This is a genomic window from Dactylosporangium sp. NPDC048998 (genome assembly GCF_043197855.1).
Classification (GTDB): Bacteria; Actinomycetota; Actinomycetes; order Mycobacteriales; family Micromonosporaceae; genus Dactylosporangium.
Genome location: NZ_JBICTV010000002.1, coordinates 479160 through 501956 on the forward strand (window position 1 = coordinate 479160; position 22797 = coordinate 501956).

Annotated in this window: 16 protein-coding genes; 4 read left to right on the forward strand and 12 right to left on the reverse strand. The window is 72.8% G+C overall.

What is annotated here, in order from left to right:
- Positions 1-17 precede the first annotated feature (17 nt).
- The gene (locus tag ACGFI8_RS06285; protein WP_392800708.1) at positions 18-944 is read left to right on the forward strand and encodes a Ku protein; all 927 of its coding nucleotides are present in this window, start codon (positions 18-20) and stop codon (positions 942-944) included.
- On the opposite strand, the gene ACGFI8_RS06290 is transcribed toward ACGFI8_RS06285, so the two are convergent.
- The 5 genes from ACGFI8_RS06290 to ACGFI8_RS06310 form a co-directional block, all read right to left on the reverse strand.
- Positions 925-1407 carry a hypothetical protein gene (locus ACGFI8_RS06290; RefSeq protein ID WP_392800711.1) on the reverse strand — a complete coding sequence of 161 codons (483 nt, stop codon included), beginning with the start codon at positions 1405-1407 and terminating at the stop codon, positions 925-927. The two genes, ACGFI8_RS06285 and ACGFI8_RS06290, sit on opposite strands and share 20 nt — an antisense overlap.
- Complete coding sequence (locus tag ACGFI8_RS06295) at positions 1404-3038, reverse strand: fatty acid--CoA ligase (RefSeq protein ID WP_392800714.1); 1635 nt, start codon at positions 3036-3038, stop codon at positions 1404-1406. Before ACGFI8_RS06295 ends, ACGFI8_RS06290 begins: the two co-directional genes overlap by 4 nt.
- Positions 3039-3174: 136 nt before the next feature.
- Positions 3175-4737, reverse strand: a complete 1563-nt coding sequence (locus ACGFI8_RS06300; protein WP_392800717.1) for an MDR family MFS transporter — start codon at positions 4735-4737, stop codon at positions 3175-3177.
- Positions 4734-5216 carry a MarR family winged helix-turn-helix transcriptional regulator gene (locus ACGFI8_RS06305; RefSeq protein ID WP_392800719.1) on the reverse strand — a complete coding sequence of 161 codons (483 nt, stop codon included), beginning with the start codon at positions 5214-5216 and terminating at the stop codon, positions 4734-4736. Before ACGFI8_RS06305 ends, ACGFI8_RS06300 begins: the two co-directional genes overlap by 4 nt.
- Positions 5217-5329: 113 nt before the next feature.
- The gene (locus ACGFI8_RS06310; protein WP_392800722.1) at positions 5330-5722 is read right to left on the reverse strand and encodes a winged helix-turn-helix domain-containing protein; all 393 of its coding nucleotides are present in this window, start codon (positions 5720-5722) and stop codon (positions 5330-5332) included.
- A gap of 208 nt (positions 5723-5930) precedes the next feature.
- Between ACGFI8_RS06310 and ACGFI8_RS06315 the strand changes: the two genes are divergently transcribed.
- Complete coding sequence (locus ACGFI8_RS06315) at positions 5931-6170, forward strand: hypothetical protein (protein ID WP_392800724.1); 240 nt, start codon at positions 5931-5933, stop codon at positions 6168-6170.
- Positions 6171-6316: 146 nt separating this feature from the next.
- On the opposite strand, the gene ACGFI8_RS06320 is transcribed toward ACGFI8_RS06315, so the two are convergent.
- On the reverse strand, positions 6317-6586 hold the full coding sequence (locus tag ACGFI8_RS06320) for a hypothetical protein (protein ID WP_392800727.1): 270 nt from the start codon (positions 6584-6586) through the stop codon (positions 6317-6319).
- Between the two features lie 228 nt (positions 6587-6814).
- Between ACGFI8_RS06320 and ACGFI8_RS06325 the strand changes: the two genes are divergently transcribed.
- Positions 6815-7651 carry a stage 0 sporulation family protein gene (locus tag ACGFI8_RS06325; RefSeq protein WP_392801240.1) on the forward strand — a complete coding sequence of 279 codons (837 nt, stop codon included), beginning with the start codon at positions 6815-6817 and terminating at the stop codon, positions 7649-7651.
- Between the two features lie 21 nt (positions 7652-7672).
- On the opposite strand, the gene ACGFI8_RS06330 is transcribed toward ACGFI8_RS06325, so the two are convergent.
- The 6 genes from ACGFI8_RS06330 to ACGFI8_RS06355 form a co-directional block, all read right to left on the reverse strand.
- The gene (locus ACGFI8_RS06330) at positions 7673-9325 is read right to left on the reverse strand and encodes a cellulose binding domain-containing protein (protein ID WP_392800730.1); all 1653 of its coding nucleotides are present in this window, start codon (positions 9323-9325) and stop codon (positions 7673-7675) included.
- Positions 9220-9621 (reverse strand): EAL domain-containing protein, encoded by a 402-nt coding sequence (locus ACGFI8_RS06335; RefSeq protein WP_392800732.1) that lies wholly within the window; start codon positions 9619-9621, stop codon positions 9220-9222. Before ACGFI8_RS06335 ends, ACGFI8_RS06330 begins: the two co-directional genes overlap by 106 nt.
- 115 nt (positions 9622-9736) lie before the next feature.
- Positions 9737-12610, reverse strand: coding sequence for a hypothetical protein (locus ACGFI8_RS06340; RefSeq protein WP_392800735.1), 2874 nt, complete (start codon positions 12608-12610; stop codon positions 9737-9739).
- Positions 12607-15801 (reverse strand): tubulin-like doman-containing protein, encoded by a 3195-nt coding sequence (locus ACGFI8_RS06345; protein ID WP_392800737.1) that lies wholly within the window; start codon positions 15799-15801, stop codon positions 12607-12609. Before ACGFI8_RS06345 ends, ACGFI8_RS06340 begins: the two co-directional genes overlap by 4 nt.
- Before the next feature lie 27 nt (positions 15802-15828).
- On the reverse strand, positions 15829-18303 hold the full coding sequence (locus ACGFI8_RS06350) for a hypothetical protein (protein WP_392800739.1): 2475 nt from the start codon (positions 18301-18303) through the stop codon (positions 15829-15831).
- Positions 18288-18617: a hypothetical protein gene (locus ACGFI8_RS06355; protein ID WP_392800742.1), complete on the reverse strand. Its 330-nt coding sequence runs from the start codon at positions 18615-18617 to the stop codon at positions 18288-18290. Before ACGFI8_RS06355 ends, ACGFI8_RS06350 begins: the two co-directional genes overlap by 16 nt.
- Positions 18618-18800: 183 nt before the next feature.
- Here ACGFI8_RS06355 and ACGFI8_RS06360 point away from each other — a divergent pair, with 183 nt between their 5' ends.
- The gene (locus ACGFI8_RS06360) at positions 18801-22796 is read left to right on the forward strand and encodes a hypothetical protein (RefSeq protein ID WP_392800744.1); all 3996 of its coding nucleotides are present in this window, start codon (positions 18801-18803) and stop codon (positions 22794-22796) included.
- The last annotated feature ends 1 nt before the right edge of the window (position 22797 follow it).

The window sequence follows — 22797 nt, forward strand, 5'->3', positions numbered from 1 at the left end:
TGCGGAAAGGGATCTCCATGCGCGCGATCTGGAAGGGCGCGGTCTCCTTCGGGCTGGTCTCGATCGCCGTGCGCCTGTATTCGGCGACCGAGGAGAAGGACATCCGCTTCCACCAGGTGCACCGGGACGACGGCGGGCGGATCAAGTACAAGCGGGTCTGCTCCGTCGACGGCGAAGAGGTCGCCTACGACGACATCGCCAAGGGCTACGACCTGGGCGGCGGCGAGATGGTGATCCTCACCGACGACGACTTCGCCGACCTGCCCCTGACCACCAGCCGGGCGATCGAGGTGCTGGAGTTCGTGCCCACCGAGCAGGTGGACCCGATCCTCTACAACAAGGCGTACTACCTCGAACCGGAACAGACGGCCGCAAAGCCCTACGCCCTGCTGCGCGACGCCCTCACCAACACCGAGCGGATCGCGATCGTGAAGGTCGCCCTGCGCCAGCGCGAGCAGCTGGCCACCCTCCGCGTGCGGGACAACGTGCTGGTCCTCAACACCATGCTGTGGCCGGACGAGGTCCGCGCCGCGAAGTTCGACATCCTCGACGAGGACGTCACGGCCCGCCCCGCCGAGCTCGCGATGGCCGGCTCCCTCATCGAATCGATGGCCGCCGACTTCGACCCGTCCTCCTACACGGACAACTACCGCGAGGCCCTGCAGGAGGTCATCGACGCGAAGGTGGCCGGCCGCGAGGTCGTCCAGCCGGAGGAGGCCGAGGAGGCCCCGGCCGCCGCGGTCGACCTGATGGCGGCGCTGCGCGCGTCGGTCGAGCGCGCCCGGGCGGCGCGCGGCGAGGAGCCCGCCGCCGAGGAGGCCGAAGAGCAGAAGCCGACCCCGATCAAGAAGACGACCGCGAAGAAGGCGGCCCCGGCGAAGAAGACGGCCCCGGCCAAGAAGGCCACCACGGCGAAGAAGACCGCTACGAAGAAATCCGCGTGAAGTAGACGGTCGCCGACTCGCGGTCCAGGAGGAGACCCTGGCCGATGGGCTGCCAGTGCGGGTCGGCGGGGGCGAACGGGCGCAGGTCCGCCGGGATGTCCGGGGGCGGCGCCGCCGACGCCGCCGTCGTGGAGAGCTCGGCGGCGCGGTCCGGGGTGATGACCGCGAGGCCGTTCATCTCGTAGTCCATCGGGCCGATCTCGGGGCAGCTGCGGGCGCGCGCCTCGTGTTCCTGCCAGTGGACGGACCGGATCGGCTTGAGCTGGGGGTACATCTGCTCGATCCGGACCGTCGCCGTGAACACGGCGGTCTTCGGCGGGCGGGTGGGGTCCGCGCAGCCGGCGAGCCCCGGCACCCAGTCCCGCAGTGCCAGGGCCACGCCGCATGCCGCGATCACGCAGGCCGACAGGGCCGCGGTGATCAGGAGGGCGATCTTCGCCGGTCTTGTGACCCGCTGCATCACCCGTTGATCTGTACCACCTCCAGGCCCCCGCCCGCATAGTCGGCCCGGACGCGCTTCTTGTCGAACTTGCCGACGCTGGTCTTCGGGACCGCCTCGATGAACGACCAGCGCTCCGGCAGCTGCCAGCGGGCCACCTTCGCGGACAGGAACTCGCGCAGGGTGGCGGCGTCGGCGGCGGCGCCGTCGCGGAGGACCACGGTGGCCAGCGGGCGCTCGCCCCACTTGTCGTCGGGCACGCCGACCACGCAGGCCTCGAGCACGGCGGGGTGGGCCATCAGCGCGTTCTCGAGGTCGACCGAGCTGATCCACTCGCCGCCGGACTTGATGACGTCCTTGGCGCGGTCGGTGAGGGTGAGGTACCCGTTGGGCGTGAGCGTGCCGACGTCGCCGGTGCGCAGCCAGCCGTTGTCGAACTTGTCCGGGTCGGGGCCGTCCTCGCCGATGTACTGCGCGGTGATCCACGGGCCGCGCACCTGCAACTCGCCGACCGCCTTGCCGTCGTTGGGCATGACCTCGCCGGTCGGGCCGACGATGCGCCCCTCGACGCCGGCCGGCAGGCGGCCCTGCGTGTAGCGGTACGCCCAGTGCTCGGGGCCCTCCAGCCCGTGCGGCGCGCGGGCGACCGAGCCGAGCGGGGACATCTCGGTCATGCCCCACGCGTGGATGACCTGGATGTCGTACCGCTCCGCGTACGCGTGCATGAGCGCCGGCGGGCAGGCCGAGCCGCCGATGACGACCTCCTTGAGCGAGGAGGTGTCGGTCGGGTTGGCGTCGAGGTACGCGAGCAGATCCGTGAAGATCGTCGGCACCGCGCCGGCGAAGGTCGGGCGCTCGGCGGCGATCATCTGGGCGAGCGGCGCGGCCTGCAGGAACCGGTCCGGCATCACCAGCGACGCGCCGCTCATGAGCGCGGCGTAGGGCAGGCCCCAGGCCATGGCGTGGAACATCGGGACGATGCACAGGTCGCGGACCTGCGGGCCGAGGCCGAAGCTCTCCGCCATGCACACCTCCATCGAGTGGAGGTAGATCGAGCGGTGGGAGTAGGCGACGCCCTTGGGGTTTCCGGTCGTACCGCTGGTGTAGCACAGCGCCGCGGCGTCGTCCTCGTCGACCTCGGGCCAGTCGAACGTGTCCGGCTTGCCCTGCAGGAGCTCCTCCCAGCGGTGCACCTCGACGCCGTCCTTCTGCAGCTTCGCGACATCGCCCCCTCCCGCGACCACGATGTGTCTGATCGTGCTCAGGTGCGGCAGCACGCCGGCGAGCAGCGGGATCAGCGTCGAGTCGACGATGACGACCCGGTCCTCCGCGTGGTTGGCGATGTAGATCAGCTGCTCGGGGAACAGCCGGAGGTTGAGCGTGTGCAGGACGGCGCCCATGCTCGGCACCGCGAGGTACGCCACCAGGTGCTCGGCGTTGTTCCACATCAGCGTGCCGACCCGCTCGTCGCCGGTGACGCCCAGCTCGCGCAGGCCGTGGGCGAGCCGCGCGGCCTGCCGGCCGACCTCGGCGTAGGTGGTGTGGCGGGCGCCCTCACCGGTCCAGGTCGCGACCTCGGAGTCGCCGTGGACGGTGCTGCCGTGCTGAAGAATGCGGGAGATCAGCAGGGGTGTCTTCATCATCGTGCTGCGCATGCAGTGCACGCTAATGTGCGCTCCGCTACATTGGAACCCCGGTATTTACCGGCCGGTAACCCTCTTTACGCAGATAAGTCCGGACGCTGATGCGTCCGGACTTATCCGAAATTTCGTATTGTTACCGCATTGTCGGCTAGAACGCCGCGACCTTCGCCTCCATGTCGGCGGCGGCCTCCTCGCCCTGCGGGGCCTGCGCCGGGGCGCCGCCCTGCAGGGCCTTGTTCGGCAGCGCGAGCGTGATCAGCGTGCCGACCAGTGCGACGACTGCGGCCGACAGGAACACCGGGTGCAGCGCGTTGACGAAGATGTGCTCGACCATCTGCAGCTGCGCCGGGGGCAGCGCCCGGACCTGCGCCGGTGCGTTGATCGACACGCCGCCGGCGGCGCCGTGCAGCTGCTTGGCCAGCTGGTTGTTCATGACCGCGCCGAGGGCGGCCACGCCGACCGAGCCGCCCAGCGACCGGAAGAAGGTGGCGGCCGAGGTGCCCGCGCCCATGTCGCGCAGGTCGAGGGCGTTCTGCACGGCCAGGATCAGCGGCTGCATCGCCAGGCCCAGGCCCACGCCGATGACGGTCATGTAGATGAACGCCTGCCACAGCGGGGTGTCGACCTGCAGGCTGGTGAACAGCAGCAGGCCGGCGCCCATGACGATGGTGCCCGCGACCGGGAACCACTTGTACCGGCCGACCTTCGAGATGATCCGCCCGGAGACGATCGACGTCACGATGACGCCGGCCATCATCGGCAGCATGAGCAGGCCCGAGCGGGTCGGCGTGGCGCCCTTGACGATCTGCAGGTACAGCGGCACGTAGATGATCGAGCCGAACATCGCGAAGCCGAGGACGAACGTCCCCGCGTTGGCCAGCGAGAACGTGGCGCGCTTGAACAGCCGCAGCGGCAGGATCGGCTCCTCGGCGCGGCCCTCGACGACCACGAACAGCGCGGCCAGCACGGCGAACGCGGCGAAGAGGCCGAGGATGGTCGCGGAGTCCCAGGCGTACTCGTTGCCGCCCCACGACAGCGCCAGCAGCAGGGCGCTGCAGCCGGCGACCATCAGCGTCGCGCCGAGGTAGTCGACGCGGTGCTCACGGCGGGTGTGCGGGACGAGGCGCAGCACGCGGGCGCAGACGAAGAGGGCGAAGATGCCCAGCGGCACGTTGATGTAGAAGATCCAGCGCCAGTCGTGCTCGGCGAAGTAGCCGCCGACCAGCGGGCCGGCGACCGAGGAGATGCCGAAGACCGCGCCGAAGAGGCCCTGGTACCTCGCCCGCTCCCGCGGCGCGACGACGTCCGACACGATGGTGAAGGCGAGCGTCATGAGACCGCCGGCGCCGATGCCCTGCAGCGCGCGGGTGGCGATCAGTTCGGTCATGTTCTGCGAGAGTCCGGCCAGCAGCGAGCCGGCCAGGAAGGTCGCGATCGCGAACAGCAGCACCGGGCGGCGGCCGTAGAGGTCGCTGATCTTGCCGTACAACGGCGTCGACGCCGTCGAGGCGAGCAGGTAGGCGGTGACGACCCAGGAGTAGTGGTCGAGGCCACCGAGGTCGCCGACGATCGTCGGCAGCGCCGTGCCCACGATCGTCTGGTCGAGCGCGGCGAGCAGCATCCCGGTCATGAGGCCGCCCATCAGCAGCAGAATCTGCTGATGGGCGAGAGTCGGCCGGGTCTCTTGCTCCGGCGGCGCGGCGGTGGTCATCGAGCGTCCCTTTCCGAGGTTGTGCCTGTCTGCGGGAGTCGTTCGGCGATCGACTCGTTGAGCCGGGTGAACAGCTCGGCAAAGAGCTGCCGCTGCTGCGGCGTCCATCCGGCGAGGAGCTCCTCCCAGATGGCCAGCCACCGATCCCTGTTCTCGGCGAAGACCTCGCGCCCGAGGTCGGTGGCCTCGACCAGGCTCGCCCGCTTGTCGGACGGGTCCTGGAGGCGGCGCACCAGACCGGCGCTCTCCAGCGCGGCAACCTGACGGCTGACCGTGGAGAGATCGAGGCTGACGTCGGCGGCGAGGACCGACAGCCGGAACGGTCCGTCGACCGCGATCCGGCTCAGCAGTACGAAAGCGGGGCGCTCGAGGCCGCGACCGGCCTCGTCCCATTTGAGCGTCGCGAAGAGCCGCTCGGACAGCCGGATGAACCGGCCGACCTGCCGCCCGATGGCGGCGTGCTCGCTGTGCTCGTCCACGCCCGTGGCTCCCCCGTCGGTCGATACTTGCTTGCCACAAGCATCGGTACCGCGGGCGGCCGACTTCAACCTAATAGTGCGTGACGATCATTACTGCCGGTGCGGCTACGGGATCAATCCTCGCGGCCGAACTCGTAGCGATCGGCCGGATACGCCTTGTCGCCGACGACGAGCACGGGCACGCCTTCTTGCATGCTGTGCTCTTTCTTCTCCGCCGGCGTGGGCATGCGGGCGGTGACGAGCTCGCCCGGATGCAGCCAGATGCGCTCGCGCGGCTGCACGGAGCGGACGCGGCTGCGATATCCGCGCTTGCTCTCGACGAGACCCTCGCTACGCAGATGCGCCATCGCGTCTCGGATCGTGTCCCGGCCGACGTCGTGCTCCTCGGCCAGATACTTCTCCGAGGGCAGCAGACTCCCCGGCGGCAGTTCGCCGCTGATGATCTGTTGCCGAATCGCGTCCGCGACCTGCCGATAGAGCGACAGGCCGGAACTCCGGGAGATCATGCTGGCGACCATACGAAGGTCAATCGGCCACACACATTGTGGCCTTAGGGCTACTCGGTATAAAGTGTTGCTCGGCTGGAGACCGGGCTGGGCGGTCAGGTCTCCGCCACCCCCGAAAAACCGGGGTGCGGCGCTCGTCCAACTGCTGCGAGCCGCGCGGGCGCCGCACCCCACCCCCCATCCCCGGCCGAGACAGCGGGAGAACGACATGCCGATCGAAGAGGAGCCCCTGACTCCGATCGTCGCGCTCGACCTGCGGTATATCACTGCGGTGATCACGGAGGACGAGGGCGACCTGATCATGCTCGTCGACGACGGCGAGGTGATGATCGAGTTCACGTCGGGCATGTGCGGCAGCTGGGAGCAGGCCATCATCGGCGCCCAACGGGTGGCCTCGACGGCCCTGGAGTACGCCGCATCGATCCGCCATCGCCCGCGCCCCCTCTGACCCCTCCTCGTTCGGCTCCGCCCCACATACCCGCGTCGTCTCAGGGAACCGCCCGAGGCGGCATTTTTGTCTTCGGCCCGCGCGCAACGGCGCAAACAGCGCCGCCCGGGCAGCCCTCGCGGGCTGCACGGGCGGCGAAGGGGTCCTCAGGCCACCGAGCGGCGGCGGTCCTCCAGGGAGCACACGCCCAGGTCCAGGATCGTGGTCTTGTCGGGCTGGGCGCCCTGGGCGCCGCCGTACCCGCCGGACTTCCAGGCGGTCCGGACGATCAGCTTGACGCGGATCGAGTACGCCTTCGCGTAGAGGCCGGTCGCGCTCGTCTGCTGCTCGACGGACCCGTTCTTCGCGCTCGACAGCGGGAACGCCTCCGGGCCCGATGGCGACCCGCAGGACGACGGCGCGGGCGGGGCGGGCACGCGAGCCCTCGGGCGCGCGGACCGTGGACTCGCCGCGGCCGACCGCGGGCAGGCCGGGCAGCAGCGCGTCGAGGATGGCCTCGGGGACCACGGCGACGCCGGCGACCGTGCCGGACACGGCGCTCGTCACGCCGCCCAGCAGATCGCCGAGTCGGACTTTTACCTACTTTTCCCGTCAGATGGTCGTGACCATAGGCGGCGGACGTGACCCGCGTTACTGTGATCGCCATGGGCATGCTGTGCGCGGTGAGCTTCAATCGCTACGGCCGGCTGTTCTACTTCGATCCCGGTGAGCTCCGCCCCCAGGTCGGCGACCGGGTGCTGGTGCCGACCGACGACGGGCCCGAGGTGGCCGAGTGCGTCTGGGCCGCCCAGTGGGTCACCGAGGAGACCGAGGGCTTCCCGCGCCTGGTGGCCATGGCCGCCGACGACGACCTGCGCCGCGACGAGCTGCTGCGCAAGCGCAAGGCCGAGGCCAAGGTCGCGGCGAAGCGGCTCATCCGCGACCACGAGCTGCCGATGAAGGTCGTCGCAGTAGATCACGTCCTGGACTCCGCGGGCGGGCAGGGCGCGCGGACGACGATCTACTTCACCGCACCCCATCGGGTGGATTTCCGCTCGCTGGTGCGCGACCTGGGCGCCACGCTGCACTGCCGGGTGGAGCTGCGCCAGCTCTCGGCGCGCGACTCGGCGCGTGTGCAGGGCGGCATCGGCTCCTGCGGGCGCGACCTGTGCTGCGCCACGTTCCTCAACGACTTCGAGCCGGTCACCATCCGCATGGCCAAGGACCAGGACCTGCCGCTCAATCCGCTGCGCATCTCCGGCGCGTGCGGGCGGCTGATGTGTTGTTTGAAATACGAACATCCGCTGTATCAGCAGTTCCAGGCCACGGCGCCCGCCGTCGGGGCGCGGGTCAGCACCCCGGAGGGCGAGGGCCGCGTCGTCGGCCACAGCGTCCCGCGCGACTCGGTGATCGTCCGCATGGACGCCGACGGCTCCCGCTGCTCGTGCAGCCGGGCGTCGGTCTGCGGATCGCGCCAGGCCTACGAGGAGCGACACGGCTGACGGCGCGCCCGAACCGCTACCTCAGCCGCACGGCGCACCGTTGAGGGTGAAGGCGGCCGGACTCGGGTTGCTGCCCTGCCACGTGCCCTGCACGCCGAACGTCAGCGACGCGCCCGTGCCGAGCGCGCGGTTGTTGCCGTCGGTGCCGGCGACCACGACCGAGCCGTTCTGCGATACCGCCGCGTTCCAGTAGCCGACGACCTTCTGGCCGGCCGTGTACTCGAAGCGCACCGACCAGCCCTGGACCGGGCTCGAGCCGGTGTTGGTCACGGTCACGTCGGCGACGAAGCCCGGGTTCCACTCGCTGCGCTTGACATACGTCACTTTGCACGTGGGGGTCTCGGCCACGGTTGTGGCCGGGGTCGCCGGCGCGGCAGGCGCGCTGCTCGGCGTGGCCGGGCGCCCGGATGGGCTGCGCGACGTGCTGGGGGTCGGGCCGGGCGAGGCGGGCGAGCGACCGGGCGTGACGGGCGCCGGCCCCGCGGTCGCCGGGCCGTGGGTCGCCCGCGGATCGAGGGGCAGCTGGGTGTCCTGCTCGGCGAGCGGCGTCGTGCGCTCGTCCGGCGTCGCGAGGAAAGCCACGACCGCCAGCGGTACCGCCGCGGCCGCCACGGCGGCGATCAGCCGGACGCGTCCGGAGGGTCGCGAAGCGCGGGCCACCACGGCGGCGGGCACGGTCGCCGTGATCCGGGTGCCGCCACCGGGGCGCGACCAGACGCTGAGGTGGCCGCCGCAGAGCCGGGCCCGCTCGTGCATGCCGGCGAGCCCGTGGTGGCCGTCGCGCTGCAGATGGGCCAGGTCGTCGAGGCCTTCCGGCATGACGAACCCGGCGCCGTCGTCGCGTACCTCCAGCGTGATCTCGTCGCCGTCGCGACCGAGCGTCACGGCCACCGTCTCGGCCCGGGCGTGGGCGGCGACGTTGCGCAGCGCCTCGCGCAGGATCCAGCACAGCTCGATGCCGGCCCGGGGCGCGGCGTCGCCGTCGGCCGCGCCGTCGAGGCCGGCGCTGTGCAGGATGACGCCGACGCCGGTGCGCGCCGACCATTCCTGGCTGATCGCCGCGACCAGGTCTTCCAGCGGCGCGTCGGCCGGGCCGGTGCCCAGTTTGTCGCCCGGGCCGTGGGCATCGCGGGCCGCCTCACGGCCGCCGCGGCGCGGCGCGGCGGCGTGGCGGCCGGTCCGGTCCTGCTCGTCGCCTGGGCCGCGGGGGTCGCGGGCCGTTTCGCGGTCGCCGTCCCGCGGCGCGGCGGCGTGGCGGCCGGCCCGATCCGGCCCGTCGAGGCTGTCGGGCGGCGTGGCGGCGCCGAGCGCGGTCGCGTCGAGGGTCTGGCTCAGCGAGTCGTGCATCTCGCGGGCCAGCCGCGCCCGCTCGGCCGCGGCGGCGTCGGCGCGGATCCGCTCGCCGCGAGCGGACCAGCGGTGCCAGCCGTAGAGCGCGGCGGCCGGCAGGGCGCCGGCGAACGCGACGGCGACCTTGGCCGCGGCGCCGTCGGCGAACAGCAGCAGGGGCAGCGCGAGCAGCGCGCCCGGCCAGCCGAGCAGGCCACCGGCCAGCGCCGCGGCGACGATCAGCAGTGCGGCGGCGGGCAGCGGCGTGAGCACGGTCGCGGCGGCGGCCGCCACGACGGCGGCGCCGAGCGACGCGCCGAGGCGGAAACGGGGGTGGTCTCCCATGGCCCGTCGAGTATCACACCTCCGGTCCCCAGATCTCGGCCTCGTACCGGGACAGGTCGCCGGCCGGCAGCCACCGCTGGAACTGGTCGGGCGGGAATGGGCGCGCGTAGTGGTACCCCCTGCGCCTTAGGGCAGCCCAGCAGCGTGAGCTCGCGGGCCTGGGCCTCGCTCTCAACGCCCTCGGCGACCGTGTCCAGGTTCAGGATCTGGCCCAGGCGCAGCACCGCCTGGGCCACCGCGCCGCCGCGCGAGGTGCCGTCGAGCTCCGCGACGAAGCCGCGGTCGAGCTTGAGCACGTCGACGGGGGGCGACGGCGCCGCGGCCCGCGCGACGGTGCCGGCGTCCGCGGTGCTGCTGGACGAGCCGAGGGTGTACGCGTACCGCGCCGGCGCGGCCGGCGTCGCCCTGCGCTTACCCCATGCCGTGAGCCGCCGGGTCCGGTTCGGGCTCGGCCAGGATCCGGATGTCGTCGGGCACGCAGTCGTCGGACAGGTCGAGCCGGGTCACCTGGACGAGGTGCCGCTCGGCGCCCTCCCCCGCCGAGGCCGCCGACCGGTCGGGTATGACGACGACGCGCGGATCGACGGCGTTCTCGTCGGTCAGGTCGAAGGACTCCGGGCACCACAGCTGCACGCTATCGACGCTGCTCTTCTCCCGCGCCAAGCCGGCGAGCGTGAACGCCGGCATGGACAGCGCGGGACTCAGCAGGCCCCCGACGGACATCGGCAGGACGCTCTGCAGGAAGTCCCGGATCGCGACGACCTCCGGCTCGGGGTCGTCGCCACGCTGGATGGTCACCTTCTCCGCCAGTTCCTGCACCGGCAGCCGGCGCAGGAACTGGCGGATCCGCGCGGCCATCAAGCGGCGGGCCAGGAAGCCGCACTCCTCGTCTCGGAAGTGCCGGATGAGCCGAGCGCGGGCGTTGTGGATCGGCGGCTTCTCGTAGATGTCGGCATACTCACCGAAGGGCTCGGCCACCGGCGAACCCGGCCGGCCGCCCGGCGGCCGGGGGACGGCCTGGGTGTCCTCGTCATCGGGGTCCAGGGTCGGCGAATAGTCGGGGTCGTTCTCGGCGCCCAGGGCATGCTCGCCCAGGAACTGCAGCTGCAGCTCGGTGTACAGCACGGTCAGCCAGGCCGGCGGGAAGGCCTGGTCGGCCATCCGGCGCACGAGCCGGTCAATGACCGCGTCCACCTGAGTGGCCTGGGCGAGCTGGAACGCCTGCGGCAGCCGCGTGGTGTCGAGCGCCTCGGCGGCGAACGCCTCGTCGCCGCTGCCGAACGGCTTGTGCAGCATCCAGCCGATGATCTCGCCCCAGTCGGTCAGGACGTCGTAGACGGTCGCCAACCGGTCGGCCTCGGCGGGCCAGCGCTGCACGGCGTCGACGATCGCCTTCCGGCGCGCCTCGATCAGGATGAGCCTGTGCTCGAGACGGATCTCCCGGGCCAGGTAGCGGAACATGCGGGCGCCCCACCACAGGCCGAGCACGAGCGCCGGAAGCGCGAGCACCGCCGCCAGCGCCCAGCTGATGCTCCACGGCAGGAAGAGCGAGCCGGCGGCGGCGACCCCGGACCCGCTCGCCGACGGGAGCAGCCACCGCCGGCCGTTGCGCACCGTGCCGTACGACTCGTTCATCAGCCGATGGACCCGCGCGCGGTCCTCCTCGGTCTCCTGGTACTCGCGGGCCCGCTGCTCGAGGTCCTCCTTGGCCTTGAGCAGCTCGCTGTTGACGTGGTTGGTCAGCTGGCCGATGAGCGACAGGGACCGCGAGCGGCTGTCCCACTTCCGGAACCGTTTGCGGCAGGCCTGCAGCGTGTCGAGGATCGCGGGGTCGAGCGGAGGCGGCGCAGCAGCGATGAGCTGGTCGTCGTCGTCCGGGTCCGGCGGTGGCGCGGCGGCCACTCCCACCGCATGGTCGAGGCGGAGTCCCACGTGAATGGCGGCGTTGAGGTCGGTCGCCCGCACCCGGCCGCACGGCTTGCCGACGGCGATGAGCGCCTCCGACTCAGCCGTGGTGAACTGGAACGAGTCGGTCGGCGAGGGCACGATCCACTCCGCGCGGGTGACCCGCGGCTGGCGCCCGCCTACGATCTCGGCGATCTCATCGGGCAACCCGCCGCCGTCGACCAGGCCGAAGCACATCTGCCGCAGCGGCCGCCACGCCCAGCCCGGCGCGGGAATCCGCCTCGGCAGCAGCCCGGGGGCCGACTGCGCCATCTGATGCACCCGCCGCGGCGTCGGCGCCACATTCGGCAGGCTCCACGAGTCGTCGAGGTTGCCGAAGGTCGGGATGGAGCCGGCCAGCCAGGAGACCGCCTTGTCGGTCAGGCCGGTGACGCCGGCCAGGGCGTCCTCCACGCGCCGGCGGACCAGCTGGCGCATCGCGCGGGTGAAGCCCTTACGGGTGTACTTCAGCAACGGCGGCCGCGGCGGCGGCGGCTCCGGCAGCGGATGGAAGTCGAACGGCCGCTTCTCCACGTTCTCCCGGAACGCCCACATCGACTCCTCGACGAGGGCCCGCGAATCACGGACCTTGCCGTGGTCGACCGCGTCCTGAGCCAGCAGCGCCGTCGTGTCCGCGCGGACGATCCGGTTGATCACCACGTCGGACAGGTCGCGGTTGTCGACGAGCCGGACCGCGGTGCGCGCCATGACGACCCGCCGGTGGTTGCCGACCATCCGTGACGAGCCCGGCTCGTCGAAGGGGGCCGCCGGGACGTGCTTCCACAGCCCGGCGATCGAGGCGCAGGCGAGCGCGGCGTGCGGCGCGTAGGCGTCGGGCCGGCCCACGCCGTGGTCGATCGCGGCGTCGTTCGGCCGGTCCTCCGGCGAGATCACCACGTTGACGTCCCAGCGCGGCTCCAGCAGCGTCGGCAGCCGCTGCACGCCGGGCACGCTCGGGATCACCAGGTTGACGCGCACGAAACGGGTCCGCTCCGACAGCGTCGACTCGAACGCGTCCGCGATCGCGTTGAGCCGGTCGCCGCGCACACCGGAACGGTCGTCGTTGACGACCGGGCGGACCGCGACGAAGCGCATGAGGCTCAGACGGCGGGCGCCGATGGTCTCCCGCAGCAGCCGCTCGCGGCGACCGGCGGCGTCGACCTGGCGGACCCGCAGCGACTCCGGGTCGACCTGCGGGCCCGACAGCAGCGACTCGTCGACGAGCAGCGACGGATGCAGCAGCCCGGCCGCCGTCCAGTGCTCGATCAGGTCGATGAGGGCCTCGTTGCCAGGGTCCACGGACAACACGGTCACCACGTCGGGCGCCGTCGGCGTGGTCACAGGCGCTCACCGAACTCCGACAGCAGCCGGTCCAGGGCCTCGTGGATGTCCCGGCGCAGCTCCCAGCCCCGCTTCGCGACCGGCGCCCCGCCCAGCGGGTAGTTGATCACGGCGTACTCCTTGAGGTCCTTGAGCACCGGCACGAGGTCCTTGGCACCGACCGCGGCCCGGGGTTTCCGGCCGATCTCGGTGAGGCGCTGATAGGCGCGCAGCCACATGACGTTGATCGTGGCTCCGACGAAGGCCAGCGGAAGCGACTCGAGCAGGCCGCCCAGGCAGTCGAAGGGGTCATCGGGCTCAACGGGCGGCCCGAGCAGCGGGTCCGGGAAGGTGGCTGTCGTCCCGTCGTCCAGCCGAACGCTGATCGGCTGCCCGTCGTGGGGCACGGCGAGCGCGTCGTCGGCGAGCGCCACGAAGTACCCGCGTACCAGGGCCAGCCGCGCCTCCGGGTTCAGCGGGACCGCGCCGGGCAGCGACCGGGCCCGGCGCCAGTGCGAGAACGTCACCGTGCGGCCGGAGCGGCGGTGCATGTCCCAGTCCTCGAGGATCGGCCGGGTCAGGGACTGGAACGCCGCATGGTGGTGCGGCCGGTCGAGGAACGTCGCCATCTCGATCTGACCGGGACCGGCGGCGTCGAACTGGCGCAGGGCGCGCTCGTCGGTGAAGACGCCGGTGCTCGTCAGCACCCGCATCGCGACCCGGTACGCCTCCGTGCCCTCCGCCAGCGGTATGGCCGTCATGAGCGGCTGCGGCGGCCGAGGGTGGTAGCCGGGCACCAGCTTGGCGTAGGCGGGATCGATCCGGACGAGGGGCGCCGAGGCGCGGACGGCAGCGGTGAAGGCGGACTCGAAACGCCCCAGCCGCTCGTGCTCCGCGGGCGACGGCGATTCCCCGCCGAGCGCACGCTGCAGCGACTGGTGGATGAAGCCGCCGAGTGCGTGCTGGTCGTCACCGCACCAGCGCAGGGCTCGCTCCAGCAGCACGTCAGCCGTCGTGTGGACCTCGATGACCGCGGTCTGCTCGGCCTCCGCCGAGTTGCTCCACTCGCGGGCCAACTCCGGCCGCCACGCCCGCCGGCGGGCCACCAGCCGACGGTCCACGGGCTTGCCGTCGAGCGCACGCTCGTCGGACCCCTCGCCCCGCAGCACCTGCTTGAGCGAGTAGTACCACGGATCCTCCGCGCCCGTCGCGCTGGCGCGCAGCAGGGCCTCGAGCTGGGCCGGGTACCCCTCGACGGGATCGATGAGGAACTGGTTGGGGGTGGGTTGCAGCGCGGCCGGCACGGTGAACGCCGGCTCCGCGGGCCATTGCGACACGACCGAGGGCCGGCCGTCCGCGCCGGGCACCGTGTCCCGGCGCAGCAGCTCCAGCCCGCGGCCGAGCGCCACCGCCAGCGGCTCCAGCAGGTGCCGGTCGAGGTCGCGCAGCAGGCCGGCGACGGTCCGGCGGGTCTGCGCGTCGCCCGCCCGGCCGAGCGCCGCCTCGGCCCCGGTGGCCAGGGCGCTCTCGACCCGCTGGTTGTTGGCCGCGAACAGGTCCGGGCGGCGGCGCAGCATGTGCCGCGGCTCCTCGCCGAGTGCCCGGTCGATCTCGTCGGCGTAGCGATCGGCCTCGGCGGTGTCGCTCATCGCCTCGGCCTCGAGCACCTGCGCGAGGTCGTCGCGGACGTACACCCGGAGCCGCTCGACCAGACCCACGGCCACGGGCAGGCCGTCGATCAGCAGCACCTGCTCGATTCTCGCGGCCAGCTGCTCCTCGATCGCCGGGGCCCACTTGCTTGCCCGCTCGAGGAGCTGCTCGCGCTGGCGCGCCAGGACCTGGGGCCGGCGCTCGCCGATCCGGGCGCGCAGGAAGTCGCGCCACCACGTCAGGGGCTGCGTCGCGTCGCGCATCCGCGTGCGAATGGCCTCCCGCTCGTTCAGCACCGTCGTGTCGCGCGGCGGGGCAAGGGCGTCGAGCAACGCCCCCGCGACCCGCTCCCCCTGGCTGTCGAGGCCGAGGCCGGCCACGAACTGCGGCCACGCCCGGTCGATGCGCTGGCCGCGCTGGTTGGCCTGGGTCGGCTCGTCGACGGCCGCGCCGCCGGCGCCGTAGAGCAGGCGCTCGGCGGCGAGCCGGCCCAGGCACTGGGCGGCGTAGCGGTGGAACGTGTCCCGGCCGAGGCCGACGCTGGAGTACCCCAGCGCGGAGAAAGGGGCCTCCACCTGACCGTCCATCAACCCCAGCGGATCCTTGCCCGTCGCCGCCTGCTGCCAGTTGCCCCAGATGTAGGCGATGTACTGCTGCTGGATCGCGGGGCTCATGGCCCAGGCCGCGAGCGTGCGCCCGACGGCCGAGAAGACCTCGCGCTGCTCCTCGAACGACAGCGCTTCGTTGCCCGACCCGACGAGCAGCGAGCGCGCCGGGCCTCGCCGAGCCGACTCGTCCTTGGGTTTGAGCGCGTCGTCGCTGACGTGTGTGGTGTTCCAGTAACCGGCTACCAGCTCCGACACCGCGGCGAGCGCGTTGGCCTGGATGCCCTGCCGCTTGTCCTGGCTGAGGCTCTGGAACACGTCGGGCGCGTAGAGCAGCGCGGTGGAGTCACCGGCCCAGGTCTGCTCGAGCGATCGCAGGATGTCGCAGATGTCAAGGAACGCACCGGAACCAGTGCCGCCGGCCAGTGAGGACACCACGATCACGATCGGATCCGCGGCATCCTCGGGTTTGATGGGCTCGCCGCGCAGGGCCGCGTTCACCCGGGCCAGGCTGTCCAGCGCCTCGTGGCCGTCGAGCCGCTGCGCAAGGATCTTGAGGTCTTCGTGCAGGACGTCCTTACGGTAGAGCGCCAGGGCCCGCCCGATCGCCCGGAACTGCCCGGCACCGTGCTGCACAGATACGTTGACCTGGTTCGAAGGAGGCAGCCAGCCGGCGTACTCGGTGTCGGGCGATTTCGCTGACGGCTGCAGCGTACTGCTCACGACCCCATAGGTGAGTCGGTGTACGACCAGGGACTTGTAGGCGATCTGCCGCTGCTGCGCGGGCAGATCCGGCGACTCCTCGCTGACCAGTGAGGCGTCGACGTGCATGAACTGCCAGCCGCTCGGCATGTTGGGGATACCGACCCGCCGAAGCCGCGCGGTCAGCTCCTGATGCAGGTACCGCAGCGTCTCTCCGCCCGAGCCACCGACGCCGATGAACAGAAAGCGTTGCAAGGCGATCGCTCCTTGAAGCTAGAAGGGTCAGGACTTTTGCGCCTGCGGTGCCACGGCGTCGCCGCGCCGGCGCGGCAGCGCGGCGACCGCCCGTTCGGTCTGCTCGCGGATCAGCTCGGCCACCGCCGGCGTGACCGCGCTGCGGGAGTCCAGCACGACCGCGACGTCGACGTCCGTGGCGGCATCGCCGTCGTTCAGGCCCGCCTGCGGCCCGGCCGCGAGCACGAGGTCCAGCGGCCGATCGCCGACCGGCTGAGTCTGGACTTCGCCGCGCGACCGCGCCCGGAAGGTCACCACCGGCGTGGCGAAGGGGCGGGCCCACGGCACGCGCACGATGAGCGCGATCCGCCCGACGTCGAGCCGGCGGCGACCGTGGTTGACGACGGTGAAGTCCTTGTCGCTGGGCCGCCACGGGCGGCCGTCCCGTCGTTCGAGCCGGTCGCCGACGGCACGCAGTTCGTAGTGCGCCGTGCAGTGGTCGCGCCGGTCGAACCGCGGCAGGACGAACATGTTGATGAGCGCGAAGAGCAGCAGCGGCAGGGCGCTGAGCGCGGACATGGTGAACCACACCAACGCGACGCTGCGCTTGACGGTCGCCGCCGCATCCAGCGGTGCCTTGGCCTCGACCTCGGTCCGCTCGACCTTGCCGTCGGCGTCCGCGCTCACCACGGTCAGCTGCCCGTGGCTCAGGCCGGTCCAGCCGCGGCTGCCGGTGGCGCTCGCGGTCAGCTGCAGTGAGCGCTCCTCGTTCGCCGGAACGGGCAGGCACTGCTCGCGATTCGCGCCGGGCCCGTCTACGCGGACCCGCACCGGATCCACCTCGGGCACCGTCGTGAGGTCGGCGCCGCCGCCCTCGATCCAGACGCACTGATCGCGGTCGGCGCCGCGGATCGTCACCGAGCGCCGGCTGGTCCCGGCGCCCTCGATCGCCGGGAACTGCAGCGGATCGGGCGTCACCGCGACCGCGGACACCACCGTCGCCCGGCCCGGCACCGGCGACGGGCTGATGTCGATGCCGGACGCGGTCCGCACCGTCAATTGAACGCTGATGTCGACCCGGTTGCCGCGCCACTGCTGCGGGGGGTCGAACCGCACCGTCCAGCCGTCCGGGCTCTCGGTCACGTCCTGGGCCGGCTGCGGCCCGGCTCCGTCGGCGGGCGACGCGACCGTGACGGTGATCGTCGGCGCCGAGGCGCCCAAGGGCAGGGCCGGCAGGTCGCCGTCCGCGTTCTGCCGGTGAACCGTGAACGTCCACGGCCGCTTGTCGCGCCGGAAGACCAGGTCGTCGTCGAGCCGCACCGTCACGTCGCCGTACAGGTACACCGAGCCGCCGCCCTGCCCACCCCTGGTGAACTCCGCGACCCATCGCCCGGCCCAGGCCGTGTCGGTTCGCGACAGCTCGCCGTGGAGGACGACCAGGGCCCGGTCGCCGGAGCCGTACCAGTGCCAGTCCAGCCGCGTGCCCGCGGCGGACGCCGACCCCGACGGGCGGCCGAGCGTGACACCGCCGCCGCCCGGGGGCCGCAGCGTGATCGCGGCGCCTGCCGCTCCCGGTTCGATCAGTGCGGCGAAGTGGTGCAACCCCGGCTCCAGGTCGAAGGTGCACCCGTCGCGGGCCGGCACGCAGGGCTCGGACTCTTCGTGCTTGAAGACGGCGATCTGCAGGAACGTCCGGGCCAGCCCCTTGGGGTCGTCGGCCCGCAGGTACTGCCCCGCAGCGCCGGCGTCGGTCCGGCCGCAGCCGGGCTCGGTGCCGCTGAGCTGGCGGAGAAACGCCTCGTCCTTCTCGACGAGCTTGGTGGTCAGGCCGACCGTGACCACCGTGACGCCGTTACCGCGCAGTTGCTCCAGGACACCACCGGGACGGCACAGGGCTTCGGTGCCCGCTGTGACCCGCTCCGTGAAGCCGGGCAAGCTCGGGTCGATCGGCTCGTAGCGGCCGTCGGTGAGCCAGAGGAGCATCTGGCACGCGGGCCGGTCGAGGGACTCCTGCGCCGCGCGGGCGGCGAGGACCCCCCGGGCCCGGTCCAGCGCCTCCAGGTAGTTCGTGTCGCCGGCCAGCTCGACCGCGCCGAAGGCCGCGGCGGCCGCCGCGCCGCTGTCGCCGTCGATCCGCTCCCAGCCGCCGACCGGGCTGAAGCCGCCGGAGAAGACCGCCCGCTGGACGTCGACGTCGATCGGCACCTGCCCCGCCTGGGCCGGGTGGGCCAGCCGGGCCAGTTCGTCGAGCGCGATCTGTACCGCGGCCAGGCGCTGGTTGTGCTGGTCCGTGTCCTTGATGCTGCCGGAAGCGTCGAGCACCAGGAGGACGTCGAGCACCGGGCGCTCCAGCCGTTGCAGGCACGATTGCACCGAGGCCAGGCCGCCGGACGGCTCGGCGTGGGCCGGGCCCGGCCCGGCGAGGGCGAGCGCGGCGGTACACCCGGCCGCCATCAGCAGCGTGGCCCAGCGGCGCGGCGCGGCCGGGACAGGGCCGGCGGGGGCGGTCAGCCGAAGTACCACTGCGCCACCCGGAACGCGTGGACACAGCCCAGCCCGATGCCGGCGAGCACGGCGACGTAGAGCAACACCCCGCTGTTGCGCGGCCGCGAGTAGTTCGGCCGCTGGCGGAGGCGTTGATCGGTCAGCCGGAACAAGCCGAGGCAGACCATCGTCCCCACCCCGCCGAGCAGCCAGCCGGCCACGTGCCAGTCGGGGTGGTCCGTTGTTGGGTAGAGCCACACGAACGCGGCTGCGGCGACCACCGACGACCATGCGAGGACCGTCGGGTACCGCGGCGGACGGGACTCGCGCGCGATCGTCGTGAACTGGGCCATGACCACGCCTTTGCCGACGAATTGTGGAATGGTCGCGACATTAATTGAGTACCCAATTCCGTAGCACCCTACTGAAGTGCACTCATCGGTGCCGGTCGACGGGACCTACTGCCCGTCGGTAGGGGCCCGACCGGCCGGTCGGGCGACGCGTTCCGGTTCGTGCGGGCCGCATCATTTCCCTCGATGAGGACCGCTCTGATGGTGCACGTCGAGGCCTTCGAAGAGGCGCTGGACAGCGACGGCGAACTTGAGCTGCGCAGTCTCCAGCAGCTGCCCTTCGCGGCGAAGGTCAGCGAGCTTCGCACGCTCTTGAAGGACTTCGGGTACACCACCAAGGTCCCGCTGAGCACGACCACCGCGGGAATCGCCGCCGCGGTCGAGGCGGAGCTCGAGGGTCACACGGCCGACGACGTCGTGATCGTTTACGTGCTGGCCCACGGCCAGGTCGACGATCACACCGGCGGCCTCTACGTGATCGGCCGCGACCAACAGCGCCGCCTCGACGCGGAGGCCCGGGCCTGGCTGACCCGGGCGGAGGCCGGCACCACCGCCTTCCGCAGCCACCTGGAGCGCCCGCACGTGCTGTTCCTGCTCGACCTGTGCTTCGCCGGGCAGGCGCTCAACGACGGCTGGCGCCTCGGCGAGCTGCACGTCGCGTCCAAGGCGCACGCCATCTGCGCATCCACCGGCCGGGAGAGCGCCTACAACGCGCGCCTCACCGACGCGCTCGTGCGGGTGCTCGGCGCCGCGGCCGCCGGGCGGCCGGAGCTGGGGCTGTCCGCCGGGGACGAGTACGTGCCGATCGATCGCATCGCTCGATTGGTGGCCCAAGAGGTCGACCGATTGGCGGACGAGGACGGATCAGATCCGCAGAATATCGTCGCCACGCCGATCTCAATGGCCCGCGACCTGGGTTCCGCGCCATTCTTTCCGGCGCCGTTCATCCCGCCTGCCGTCGTTTCGGCCGAGCCCACGGGAAATGCCGGTCCGGTTCGTCGTGGACATCATCTGTGGCCTTTCGTCCGTGCGGCGTGGGGCCTTCCGGGCGATGCGCTCGAATTGACGGAAGAGGGCATTTTCGTGGGCCGCGCCGGCGAGCTCGCGGTCCTGTCCGCGTGGCTGTCGGGCGGTACGGCGATACATGTCGTCACCGGGCGGTCCGGCATCGGCAAATCGGCGCTGCTCGGCCGTTTCGTCTGCGCCGCGCACCCCGGGCTCCACGGGTCGACGGCGGGCGCCCTTCCCGACGCGGACATCTGGCCGGTGCGCCGGCTCGCGGCCGTCGATCTGACCGGCAGCAGCCTCGAGCGGGCGGTTCGAGCAATAGCGCGGCAGCTCTTCGGCACCGACCACGACGGGCGGGTGCCGGCGCTGCGCTCCGCGTTGCTGACCTCGTCCGGGCCGCCACCGGTCCTGGTGCTTGACGGGCTCGACAAGGCGCTCGACCCGGCCGCCGTCGTGGCCGAGATCATCGAGCCGCTGGCCGGCCACGGCGCCGCGGCCGGCGGCCCGATGTGCCGGCTGCTCGTCGGAACCGGGACCGGCGAGGCGGCGACCGGGATCATCGATCGGGCCCGCCGAACGGGGTCCCTCACCGACCTCGACCTGGCGGCGAGCCATCCGATCATGCTGGCCTCGCTGCGGGAGTATGTGGTGCGGCTCGGCCGGGCCGCCGGCCGGGGCGAGCGGTGGGGCGACTTCGCGCTCGGCGTCGCCCAGGCGGTCTGCGGCGATGCCGGCGAGCCGGACCTGCTCGGCGCCCACCTGGCCGCGGGCGTCCACGCCGCGCACGCGCTGGAAGCGGGCGAGCAGCCGGCGGACCCCGAGGACGCCGTCCGCGCCGGTCTGGCCGCGTCGCGCGACGTGACCCGGGTGTTCGACCTGGAACTGCGCCGGCGCGCGCGGCATGCCGACTGGCTCGTGCCGCTGTTCCGCGCGCTGGCCTGGGCGCACGGCGACGGCATGCCGCTCGCGATGCTGCGCCCGGCCGCGGCCGCGTTCATGCCGGGCGGGCGCGTTGCGCCGGCCGAGCTCCCCTGGGACGACCTGACCGCGGCCCTCGCCGACCTCGACCGGTACCTCGTTGTCACCGACACGCCCGACGGCCGGGCCTTCCGGCTGCGCTATCGGCGGCTCGCCGACGTCCTGCGGGCGGACTCGCCCGCCGGAAGCGGGCTGGAGGCGATATACCGGACCGTCGGCGATCCGCGCCTGCCGCGCTCGTGGCGGCACGCGCCGGCCTACGCCCGCGAGTACGCGCTCGACCACGCCGCCGACGCCGGGCGGCTCGGTGAGCTGATGTCAAACGCCGCCTTCCTCACCGAGCTCGCCGCGACCGTCGTCCGGGCGCGTGTCGATCTCGAAGGCCGGGCGGCCGGGGACGATCGGGTGGCGGTCGGCCTGCGCATCGCGCGCGCGTCCGAGGCGCTCGACCCGGCCATGGCGGCGGACGTCCGGCGCCGCCGGCTCGTCGTCGAGGCGCTGCGCAGCGGCCGGCCCGGGCTTGCCGACGCCATCGCGGAACTGCCCGGCGAACCGCCGCTGTCCTGGCGACCGCGCTGGCTGGCCCCGGCCGAGCGCCCGGATCCGGTGCCGGACGAGGGCGAGAACGCCGCGGCGGTCATCACGGCGTCGGGCCTGGGCCCACCCGTCGCCTACGACCTGCGCACCGGCGGCCGGCACCCGTGGCCGCCCGCCGCGGCCTCGGCGCCGGTCACGGCGCTGGCCACGGTCAGCCTCGGCGAGCGGCCGGTGCTGCTGACCGGAAGCGCCGCCCGGGTCTGCATGATCGCGCTGCCGTCCGGCCCCGCCCGGGATCTCGAGTGCCGGGAGCAGGTCCGCGCGGTCGCCGCGGTCGCGGGCCCGGACGGCCGGACGGTCGTGGCCGCGGCCGTCAGCGGCGGGGCGGTCGAGTCCTGGTACGCGGACGGAAACCGGTTCGCGCCGCTGCTGGACTGCGGCGAACCCGTCCGGCGGCTGCTGCTCGCCGCCCCGGCGGGTGCGGTCTTGGCGGTCACCGTGGGCCGGACCGTGGGCGTGTGGGACCTCGCGCGCGGGCGGCGCCACGAGAAGCTCGGCGCGCTCGTGGGTACGGACGCGGTGATCGTGTCGCGGCAGGGGGCCTGCTTCCTCGCCGTCCTCGGCACCGACGACCGCTTCCGGACGTACCACCTCGGCGACGGCGCGCTCGTGTCCACCGTTGCGATCCCGCGCAACGGCCGCCATCTCCTCACCGTCGAGGGCGCCGAGCCGATGGTGGCCGCGGCGTTCGGCGAGCGCCTGCTGGCCTGGGACCCGTTCGGCGACACGGCGGAGTCGTGGACCGCCGGGGTCGCAGCCGGCAAGATCACCGCGACGTGCGCCGCGACGCTCGATGGCCGCCCGGTGATCGTCGGCGGTGGCCAAGACGGGTCCGTCCGGGCCTTCGACCCGGCCACGGGGCTCCCGGCCACGCCCGGATTCTCGACCGGGGCGCCGGTCACGCTCCTCGCCGCGGCGGCGCCGCACGCCGATGCGCCCCCGGCCGTCGCGGTCCGGGCCCGCCGCCCGGTCGCCGCCGCGCCGCGCGACGACGCCGTCGCCGTCGCCGCCGCGATCGGCGACCGCGTCACGATCGCGCGGATCGGCCCCGGCCGCCCGACGCAGATCGTGATCCGCTCCACCGGCGAGACGCGCCGGCTCGACTGGTTGCCGGCCGGGCCGCAACTGGTCCTGCGGCGCACGACCGGCGACGCGACGGTCGGCTACTGGGACCCGGACACCGGCGTCGCGCTGGCCGGGCCGGCCCGCGGCGGCCTCGCCACGCCTGAGGAGCGCCGGGTCCCGACGGTCACCACCGTGGTCGACGGCCGGATCGTAACGGTGGAGCCCACGGCGAACGGCGCGCTGCTCGTCCGGCACGACGACGGGGAGCCGCGGGTCGTCACGCTCCACGACGGCCGGGTCACCGCGCTCGCGGTCCTGCCCCTCGACTCGGAGCTCATGCTCACCGGCGGGCGCGACGGCTGGGTGCGCCTGGTCAACCTCCGCGCCTACCAGGAGATCGACGGATTCGAGGTACCCGGGCCGGTGCAGGACCTGTGGGTGTTCCGGGGCGGGCCGCGCACGATGCGAGCGGTCGTCCACGCCGGCGCGGAGGTGTTCGTGTACGACCTCTCCAACCACGACCAGGGGGTTTGAC

Bases quoted from the DNA above. Each gene is read 5' to 3' on its own strand.
- ACGFI8_RS06285 (WP_392800708.1), top strand. From the start codon at position 18: ATGCGCGCGATCTGGAAGGGCGCGGTCTCCTTCGGGCTGGTCTCGATC.
- ACGFI8_RS06295 (WP_392800714.1), bottom strand. From the start codon at position 3,038: ATGCGCAGCACGATGATGAAGACACCCCTGCTGATCTCCCGCATTCTT.
- ACGFI8_RS06300 (WP_392800717.1), bottom strand. From the start codon at position 4,737: ATGACCACCGCCGCGCCGCCGGAGCAAGAGACCCGGCCGACTCTCGCC.
- ACGFI8_RS06310 (WP_392800722.1), bottom strand. From the start codon at position 5,722: ATGATCTCCCGGAGTTCCGGCCTGTCGCTCTATCGGCAGGTCGCGGAC.
- ACGFI8_RS06315 (WP_392800724.1), top strand. From the start codon at position 5,931: ATGCCGATCGAAGAGGAGCCCCTGACTCCGATCGTCGCGCTCGACCTG.
- ACGFI8_RS06325 (WP_392801240.1), top strand. From the start codon at position 6,815: ATGGGCATGCTGTGCGCGGTGAGCTTCAATCGCTACGGCCGGCTGTTC.
- ACGFI8_RS06330 (WP_392800730.1), bottom strand. From the start codon at position 9,325: ATGGGAGACCACCCCCGTTTCCGCCTCGGCGCGTCGCTCGGCGCCGCC.
- ACGFI8_RS06355 (WP_392800742.1), bottom strand. From the start codon at position 18,617: ATGGCCCAGTTCACGACGATCGCGCGCGAGTCCCGTCCGCCGCGGTAC.
- ACGFI8_RS06360 (WP_392800744.1), top strand. From the start codon at position 18,801: ATGAGGACCGCTCTGATGGTGCACGTCGAGGCCTTCGAAGAGGCGCTG.